Annotated in this window: 7 protein-coding genes; 2 read left to right on the forward strand and 5 right to left on the reverse strand. The window is 48.7% G+C overall.

Annotated features, from left to right (window positions below; translation table 11 throughout):
• Positions 1-112: 112 nt before the first annotated feature.
• Positions 113-1,219: an AmmeMemoRadiSam system radical SAM enzyme gene (gene amrS / locus AC3DOM_RS12645; RefSeq protein ID WP_487919408.1), complete on the reverse strand. Its 1,107-nt coding sequence runs from the start codon at positions 1,217-1,219 to the stop codon at positions 113-115.
• A gap of 44 nt (positions 1,220-1,263) precedes the next feature.
• Between amrS and mobA the strand changes: the two genes are divergently transcribed.
• Entirely contained in the window at positions 1,264-1,851 is a 588-nt protein-coding gene (mobA, locus tag AC3DOM_RS12650; protein WP_487919409.1) for a molybdenum cofactor guanylyltransferase, read from the forward strand.
• 103 nt (positions 1,852-1,954) lie between these two features.
• Here mobA and AC3DOM_RS12655 read toward each other — a convergent pair whose 3' ends face one another.
• Positions 1,955-2,374, reverse strand: coding sequence for a universal stress protein (locus tag AC3DOM_RS12655; RefSeq protein ID WP_487919410.1), 420 nt, complete (start codon positions 2,372-2,374; stop codon positions 1,955-1,957).
• A 283-nt stretch (positions 2,375-2,657) separates the two neighbouring features.
• On the opposite strand from AC3DOM_RS12655, the gene AC3DOM_RS12660 reads away from it, so the two are divergent.
• The gene (locus AC3DOM_RS12660) at positions 2,658-3,920 is read left to right on the forward strand and encodes a cysteine desulfurase-like protein (protein WP_487919411.1); all 1,263 of its coding nucleotides are present in this window, start codon (positions 2,658-2,660) and stop codon (positions 3,918-3,920) included.
• A gap of 92 nt (positions 3,921-4,012) precedes the next feature.
• Here the strand turns inward: AC3DOM_RS12660 and AC3DOM_RS12665 are convergent, their stop codons facing one another.
• The 3 genes from AC3DOM_RS12665 to AC3DOM_RS12675 all read right to left on the reverse strand — a co-directional run bounded on the left by AC3DOM_RS12665 (position 4,013) and on the right by AC3DOM_RS12675 (position 8,399).
• Positions 4,013-4,378 carry an adenylosuccinate synthetase gene (locus tag AC3DOM_RS12665; RefSeq protein ID WP_487919412.1) on the reverse strand — a complete coding sequence of 122 codons (366 nt, stop codon included), beginning with the start codon at positions 4,376-4,378 and terminating at the stop codon, positions 4,013-4,015.
• Between the two features lie 144 nt (positions 4,379-4,522).
• A complete protein-coding gene (locus AC3DOM_RS12670; RefSeq protein ID WP_487919413.1) occupies positions 4,523-6,733 on the reverse strand; it encodes a spermine/spermidine synthase domain-containing protein in 2,211 nt (736 codons plus the stop codon).
• A gap of 394 nt (positions 6,734-7,127) precedes the next feature.
• Positions 7,128-8,399 carry an adenylosuccinate synthase gene (locus AC3DOM_RS12675; protein WP_487919414.1) on the reverse strand — a complete coding sequence of 424 codons (1,272 nt, stop codon included), beginning with the start codon at positions 8,397-8,399 and terminating at the stop codon, positions 7,128-7,130.
• Positions 8,400-8,814 lie beyond the last annotated feature (415 nt).

Here is an 8,814-nt window from a genome sequence, read left to right on the forward strand (position 1 = left end):
GTTAATGAATGCCTGTTTCTAAAGAGCGTTGACCTGATGGTTGATTTTCATAAAAGCTTCATGCAAATCTGATCCATTTCCATGCAAGAGGTTTAATAATCGGGTTATTTTTTCAGACTAACCTCGGCATCCCTAATCCGTTCAAATGAACACTTGGTGGTTTATCCGTCCAGACTCCGGCGACCGCTGTCCCGCAATGGGGGCAGGCTCCCGTCTCGGTGAGTTGGTACTCCTGGATGATAAATCCCCGCCGTTTAATCAGGGGCTGATCACAGCCCGAACAACGCGTGGATTCATATTCCCCCGCCCGGCCATGCGCGTTCCCCGCGTAAACATGACGCAGCCCGGCTTCCCGTCCAATATCTGCGGCGCGGATGAGCGTATCAACGGGAGTGTTGTCGGTGTCGAGCATTTTGTAGTCCCGATGAAAAGCGGTCACATGCCAGGGGATATCGGGAGAGATCCCCGCCAGAAAACGGGCAGCCTCCCACAACTCCGCGTTTGAATCGTTGAAGCCGGGCACAACCAGCGTGACCACTTCGATCCACAATCCCAGCTGATGAAGCCCCTCAATACTATCCAACACATTTTGGAGCACCCCGCCCAGTTGCCTGTAGTTCTTATCCTGCATTGATTTCAGGTCAATTTTATAACCATCAAGATGAGGGTGCAGCATTGAAAGCGCTTCGGGCGTGGCGTTGCCATTCGAGATCATCACGGTTTTCAATCCGGCAGCCCTGGCCTCCTTGAATACCGCGACGGCCCACTCGGTCGTGATCAGCGGCTCGTTATAGGATGAGGCGATGATTTTGGCGTCAGACTGTTTCGCCAAAGCGACCAATTGCGCCGGGCTAATTTCGCGCACCAGGCGTCCTGCTCTTTCAGAGGCCGGATCACGCATCGCTTGCGAGGTGAACCAATTCTGGCAGTAGCCGCAATGAAAATCGCAGCCCAACATCCCAAAGGTGAGCGCATTCTCCCCGGAAAGAAAATGATAGAGGGGTTTCTTCTCGATCGGATCGGCCTGGAGCGCGGCAACATAACCCCAGGGCACGCGCAATTCACCACCCCTGTTGAAACGGACCTGGCAAATCCCCCGTCGCCCTTCGCGGATCAGACAGCGATGGCCACAGGCTGTACAGCGGAGGGCCTCATCATCGAGTTTTTCGAGGAGCGTGCCGGGGATGGTCAGGGCGTCAAGTTTGTTTTCTAAGGTCATAATATTCTCGGGTTCCTGCCACCATTCTAACTTATAATCCATTTATGCTAACCCTCGCCATTCAAGCCGGTGGCAAATCCAGCCGCATGGGACAGGATAAAGCCCTGATGCCCTTCCGTGGACGCCCTTTGATCCAAACTGTGATGGATCGTCTCGCCCCGATTGCGGATGAGATCCTCATCACCACCAATAACCCCGATGATTATCGTTTTCTGGACCTCCCGCTCTTCCGCGACATCAGGCCGGATCGGGGTGCCCTGGGCGGACTCTACACCGCATTATCCTCCGCCAAAGGGGATCTCGTCGCGGTGGTGGCCTGCGATATGCCCTTCGCCAGCCGGCCACTTTTTGACACGGCCAGCAAGCTGATCGTTGAGTCCGGTGCGGATGTGGTCATCCCTCAGACGGAGCATGGCTACGAACCTCTCCACGCGCTCTACAGACGTGAGACCTGCCTCCCCGCCATTGAAGCAGCACTGGATGCCGATCAATGGAAGGTGATCTCCTGGTTCGATCAGGTAAAGGTCCGCGCCCTATCCGTGGAGGAGACTGCCGCCTTCAATCCCGACGGTCTCACTTTTTGGAATCTGAACACCCCCGAAGATTTCGTAAAAGCTGAAGGACTGGATTAAATTTCACCACAAAGACACAAAACTCACAGAGTTTTTCTCTGTGGGCACAAAGGCTTTCTTTGTGCTCTCAGTGCCTTAGTGGTGATTCTTGATACTTGCGTTTCTATCGCACAATCATCACCGGGCAGGGTGCGTGCTGCAAAACCTTTTGCGACTGGCTCCCCAAAAGCAGGCCGCGCAATTTACCATGCCCGCGCGAGCCCATCACGATCAGGTCGATGGCGCGCACACTGGCAACATTCAAAACGACCTCTGCCGCAGACCCTTCCAGAATTTCGGTATGAATTTCTCCTGGAATTTCGCCAACAGTCTCCAGCGCCTTTTCCACAATCTTTTTAGACTCTGCCAGGCGGGCGACAATAGCCTCCTGGAAATTGGGCTCCCCCAAATAAGCAGGGACGGTGGGATGGGCAACGACAATCCATAAATTTGATTCCAGACAGGTAGCTAATTCGGCGGCTTTTTCCGCTGCGTGGTACGAATGTCTGGATCCATCCACACCCAATAGAATATTCTTAAACATCGGAACCTCCTTTTCTCGATTACAATTTCAGTATACAGTTTTTGTACCTTGGCTTCAAGTTTTGGTAGTGGCTCAAAATAAATGAAAAGAAGATTCTGCGAGGAGGGCGACTGCCCGACGAAGCAGTCTCGCAATATATAGATTTCTCTAAAAAGGACGAGATTGCTTCGCTTCGCAAGCTCCGCTCGCACGAGTGCCCTTTAGGGTAAATTCACGTCATGTAGTTTTTGCCACTGCCCAAGTTTTTAGGTTGTACAACTCATCTTTTTATCCAGGAGAAAAAATGGCTCTGAATATCCCAGAAATCCGCGCACAATTCCCCGGCCTTGCCCGTCCGGCGATCTTTTTTGATGGCCCCGGTGGCACACAAATTTCCCGCCAAAGCCTCGAACGTATGCAGGATTATTTGATCAACTGCAACGCCAATCATCATGGCGCCTTCGAAACCAGTCGCAAATCGGATGCGATCCTGGATGAGGCCCACCAGGCGATGGCCGATTTCTATAACGCTGCCCGCCCCGATGAGATCGTCTTTGGCGCAAATATGACCACGCTCACCCTCCATTTGAGCCGATCTCTGGCGCGGACCTTGAATCCCGGCGATGAGCTTCTGGTGACCCGTCTGGATCATGATGCCAATATCGCCCCCTGGCTGCTGATCGCTGAAGATCGCGGCTGCCATGTGACCTGGGTCGATTTCGATGTGGAAGACGGCACCTTCAGGCTGGAGGATTTTGCAAAAGCCCTTGAGAAGAAACCAAAAATAGCCGCCTTTGGCTACGCCTCCAATTCATTGGGGACGATCAATCCGGTCAAGAAAATGGTCGCGATGGCAAAAGAGGCTGGCGCGCTGACCTATATCGATGCGGTCCAATACGCCCCGCATGGCCCGATCGATGTCCAGGATCTGGGTTGTGATTTCCTGGTCTCATCCCCCTATAAATATTTTGGCCCGCATATGGGTGTGCTCTACGGACGCTACGAATTGCTGGATGAGTTGAAAGCCTATAAGGTGCGCACCTCCCCAAAAATGCCCCCGGACAAATTCGAAACCGGCACCCAAAACCACGAAGGGATCGCGGGAGTGCTTGGGGCAGTGGAATATTTCGAATGGGTTGGGGAGAAATTTGGTGCAGAATATGGCCCAGCACTCGAAGAACTCGGCTATAGCGGCCGCCGCCTGACGCTCAAAAAAGCGCTGACCGCCATCCGGGCCTATGAGTATGAGCTAAGCAAGGCCCTTCTGGAAACATTGGAAACGGTCCCCAGGATCAAAATATTTGGGCAGACCGATCCGCGCGCCCTCGAAGACCGGGTGGCGACCTTTGTCTTCCGGATCGATGGGATGCATCCCCGCGAGGTGGCAGAAAAACTCGGCGAGCGGGATATCTACGTCTGGGATGGGAATTATTATGCCCTCGCCATCTCCGAACGGCTGGGGATGGAGGAAAGCGGCGGATTTACCCGTGTCGGCGCGGCGCATTACAACACAATTGAAGAGATCAAGCGCTTTGGCGAAGTCCTGACGGAGATCAGCAAGGGATAAAATAAAAATAAAACATCAATATTAAATGTCAAATCCTCCAGGAGTTTACCTGGAGGATTTGTGTATTTGTATATAAATGAGATATATCTTTATCAGCTATCCCGCTCCATCAGGGCTTCGCGCTCGGGGCCATTGGCGACCCAGCCAACCCTGACACCGACCAGCTCTTCGACCCTTTCGACGTAGGCCTGCGCTTCGGGGGGTAGCTCTGAAAATTTACGCACATCGCGAATATCGCTATGCCAGCCGGGCAGGGTTTCGTAAATCGGTTTGACACGCCCAAGTTGATAGGAATCCAGGTCGTAGAAATGGACTTTTGCTCCGCCAAACTGATAACCCGTGCAAATCCTGATCTCTTCAAAGGCGCTCAGAATATCGAGTTTGGTCAGGAAGAGCGCATCCACACCGCTCAGCATGGTCGAGAAGCGCACCACTTCACGAACCCAAGTCCACTGCAACTTAGGTTCGCTACCAAAAATTACTCTGTTTTATAATCTCTCCTTAATTTTCTGCTCCCACTGCTACCAAGAACGGGGCGGAAATAATTCTACAGCAGAGCAATGAGGGATATCTTTGGAATAATCTCTATTCTCTTAAAAAAATCATCTGGTTTTATTTGGTGAGGGCACCCCGTCACCCTGTCCGAATTGCTGTGGCAAGGCCAAAAATGATAATGCATAAAAAGCGGCTACTATGAGAAGCAATGCCTTTATCCCAATCAAATAAGTGACTGCCTGAAGAAGTGCTCCTACCAGTGAGCCAACCATATTTGATCCCAATGCCTCATCCTTTCTTTCCACTTTGGCAAACGAACTAATAAATATAATGCCACTAAAGAGCATTGGTAGGGTAGTTAGGCTACCAACCACAATTATTTTAGTAGCATATGGGAGAAAGGCAAATTGAGCCAGGTCGACAAAGTACAAGGTAAGCGTAATCCCTATAAGCGCCAAATAAACAAAGCTGATCTTTATGTCAGGGAATTTGTATGCCACCCAATTTGCCAGGAGTACCATAATGAGCACGCCTGAAATTATCGCTGCATTGGTTTGCCAGGTATTCCCTAAAACCACGGATGCTTTGCTGATATTCTGTACTTCAAGAAGAAGAAATGCAGCTCCGAGAAAGAAGAAATGCCAGTGTGAACGATTCCAACGGGTGATTAAGTTTGGTATCTTCCATCGGATACTGCTATGGAATAGTAGCAACAACATCATTCCAAAGAGCAGGTAGAAAAGGACAGGTATTTTCGGAGATTCCAAGTAAATATATGGCCAGTCGTCTGTGGCAATCTTAGTGGTCAGAGGAAATGACAAAGGCGATATCTGCTGTAATTCAGTGATATATGCTTCAAACAGTTGATTTTGATTAATTTGATTCCTGGCTATGTCGAGATCGCCAGAAATAAACATTACCCCTCCCCAACCGTACTCGGAACGTGGTATCCGAAAAGAAATTGGTTCCTCACCAAAAACATCCTGAAGGACATTTGCCATGCGGTCACCGATGTAATTCTTTGTTGGCTCAAAAGTCAGCACCATGATGCCACCATCGGACAACAATGATTTTGCTTGTTCAATACTCTCCCGAGTGTAAACATAATGATCCAGCCTTGCATTGGTCATTGCGGTTGTCGTATGAGAATCAAGGAGACTGAAAGAAATGACATCAAATTTCTCGGTAGTGGTGGCAAAAAATGATCTGGCATCATTATTCACTACATTTACCGATGGTGAAGTGTAAGGATTTTCAGGATGATACTTGCGTCCTAGTGAAATGATAGCTGGATCTATTTCAACAGCAGTAATATTTTTTGCCCCGTTGCGGATTCCTCCAGCCGCATCGTTACCACTACCTGCCCCGACGATCAAATAATTCTTAGGATTTGGATGAAGCAACAACGGAATATCATATTGGCTGAGGCCTTGTTTTTCCGGTTGAAATCGTTCTGGATCTGATGAAGTAAATGTATCGCTCAAATTTGCCATGGCCTGGTATCCTGTATTGTTCACAGTAACAAGATATTTACTAAAACCAGTATCATCTTGAACCAATCCTTGGACAACCAATTTTTGATATGGTGACCAAACAACGTCCAGCGAGTTTGGAACCAACCCAACGAACCAGGAAAGGGCAACAATTATTCCAAGCAATGCGAGATTGGTCTTTATATTGCGGGAAAACCATATTACAAGGATCGTCATCAAGCCGCCAAAAACAAGGAACCATGTAAATGGAGGTTGGTTGAAAAAACTCAAGAAAACAAAAAGCCACGTACCCACCAGACTACCGGCAACGTTGACCGAGTAGACCCAAATAGTATTTGGATGATCATCTATCAAACGACCAAGTAACCGGCCTAATGGAACAAATATATCTACGACAAGAAAAAGCAGGCAGTAAGTTCCTATCAATCCGATAACCACGAGGGAGATTTTAACGAGATTGTCTGTGGTTTCAAAAAGTCCCCAAATCACAAAGTCATCCAGTACACTTAGAGCCTCGCTAATATTTCCCAAGACTGTTCGTACAGAAGGAATTACCATGAGGATAAGTAAAATGGATAACGGAATGAGAGTCTGCTGAAACTTGATTTGCTGATGAGAGCTAAAAAGTCCTAGGCCAATGCCTAGAAAACATGCAACCAGAATCGTATTCTGTAAATATGCAAAGATGCGAATTTCTGTACCAATCCAGCGAATGAGTAACATTTCCAGAAACAAACCCACAACGCTGATAAGGAAAACCGACCAGGCTATTTTCCCTGGCACAATTAAGAGATCTTTTCTCTTTTGTGTGTGTTCAGCATGCATAAATAATCTCCTTAAAATCGTAATATAGGTACTTGGCAACAAGCTACATGAAGTATTGGTACGAAATCTTTGCTCTCCATATTTATAAGGAAGTTCACTCTTTAATGGTTTTTAGCCAAAAATCTCTATACCTGCGTAAGATTATATATGTGGGGTTTGCGCATATTGTCCAATTTAATGACACTTTTCTTCAGCCAACTTAAGTTTGATCCATTTACTACCCAATTTATAATTGAACGGATTACACACCCCTTTCGGGCATTTCGTCATACCTTATTTGCGGATCGCATGAAACCCTATGAAGAAGATTATACGGCGTTTTATTAAGATCTGATTGTTCATATTAATCTTCAGTTATCTTAAGAATAGAACTTATTTTACTATTACTTTACCCTCAGCTATCTCGCTCCATCAGGGCTTCGCGCTCGGGGCCATTGGCCACCCAGCCAACTCTTACCCCAACCAGTTCTTCGACCCTTTCCACATAAGCCTGTGCTTCAGGGGGCAGATCTGAAAATTTGCGCACACCGCGAATATCAGATTGCCAGCCGGGCAGGGTTTCGTAGATCGGTTTGACGCGCCCAAGTTGATAGGAATCCAGATCGTAGAAATGGACTTTTACGCCGCCAAACTCATAACCCGTGCAAATCCTGATCTCTTCAAAGGCGCTCAGGATGTCAAGCTTGGTCAGAAAGAGGGCATCCACGCCGCTCAGCATGGTGGAAAAACGCACGACCTCAGCATCGAACCAGCCTCCACGACGGATCCGTCCGGTTGTGGCGGCGACTTCGCTGAGGGTTTTGATCGCAAATTCATCGTCAAAGATCTCGGTCGGCATCGGGCCAGCCCCGACACGGGTGGTATAGGCTTTGGCAACGCCGATGATCTCGGTGATCTCACGTGGGGGGACGCCCAACCCCGTCGTCGCAGCAGAGGCGATTGTGGTGGAACCGGTTACAAAGGGGTATGTCCCCCAATCATTATCGAGACAACTTCCCATCGCCTGTTCCAGGAGGAATTTCTTTCCGCTTTTCAGACCATCCTGCACAATCGGGAAGAGCTCTCGAATATAAGGCTTGACCTGTGCATAATAGCCCATATATTCATCGTATATTGCCTCATATCCCAAACTCTCTCCACCGAGGGCAGCGATGATCTTGTTTTTGATCTCAATCTGCATGCCCAACTTGTCAGCAAAAATCTTATTGTCCGCAAAATCACCCCAGCGGATGCCATGATAGCTGACCTTGTCTGCATAAGTGGGGCCAATCCCGCGTCGGGTGGTACCGGTGGCAGCCGCCCCTTTGGCTTCTTCATAGAGACCATCCAGGATTTTATGATAAGGCATAATGACGTGTGAGCGTGGCGAGATCAGGAGGCGGCCATCCAGATCAATGCCACCATCTTTTAGAGATTGAATTTCTTCCAATAAAACAGCAGGGTCGATGACGACTCCACCCCCAACCAGGCAAATCGTCTGCGGATAAAAAACGCCCGAGGGCACCAGATGGATCTTGAAGGTGCCATAATCGTTGACAATGGTATGCCCGGCATTATTCCCACCGTTATAACGGGCAATGTAATCAAAATCACCGGCAAAGGTGTCAATTGCCTTTCCCTTGCCCTCATCCCCCCATTGCATCCCTAAAACAATTCTGACACTCATCATACCTCGCTTATTTTCTAATGGATAACTATTTAGAACCCGTACAATGACACGTCTTACCGCAAGGGTATACCCGTTGGTATTGCGAACCCCATTTTCTTTGGGGTGACACTTGCACCCCGTTCGGGCCGGGAGCCCGCCGGGGCGAGACGGCCTGCGGTGACACACTTGCGCCGTAACGCAGTGCAGGTGAGCAATCTCCGTCTCAATGAGGGAGATTGCCACGTCGGGCTACGCCCTCCTCGCAAAGACATAATTTATAAGGCTTTAATTTGTTTTAGCCATATATTTAATAAAATGCCCGCAAAACGATTCTGTTTCGCGAGCGTAATATCCACCATTAGGGGTCAGAGAAAAGAGTTCCTCGTTCACAATTTTCATTATATCATTGTAGTATATTTCTGATTGCCATATA

The sequence above is a fragment of the Candidatus Desulfolinea nitratireducens genome (genome assembly GCF_982879505.1).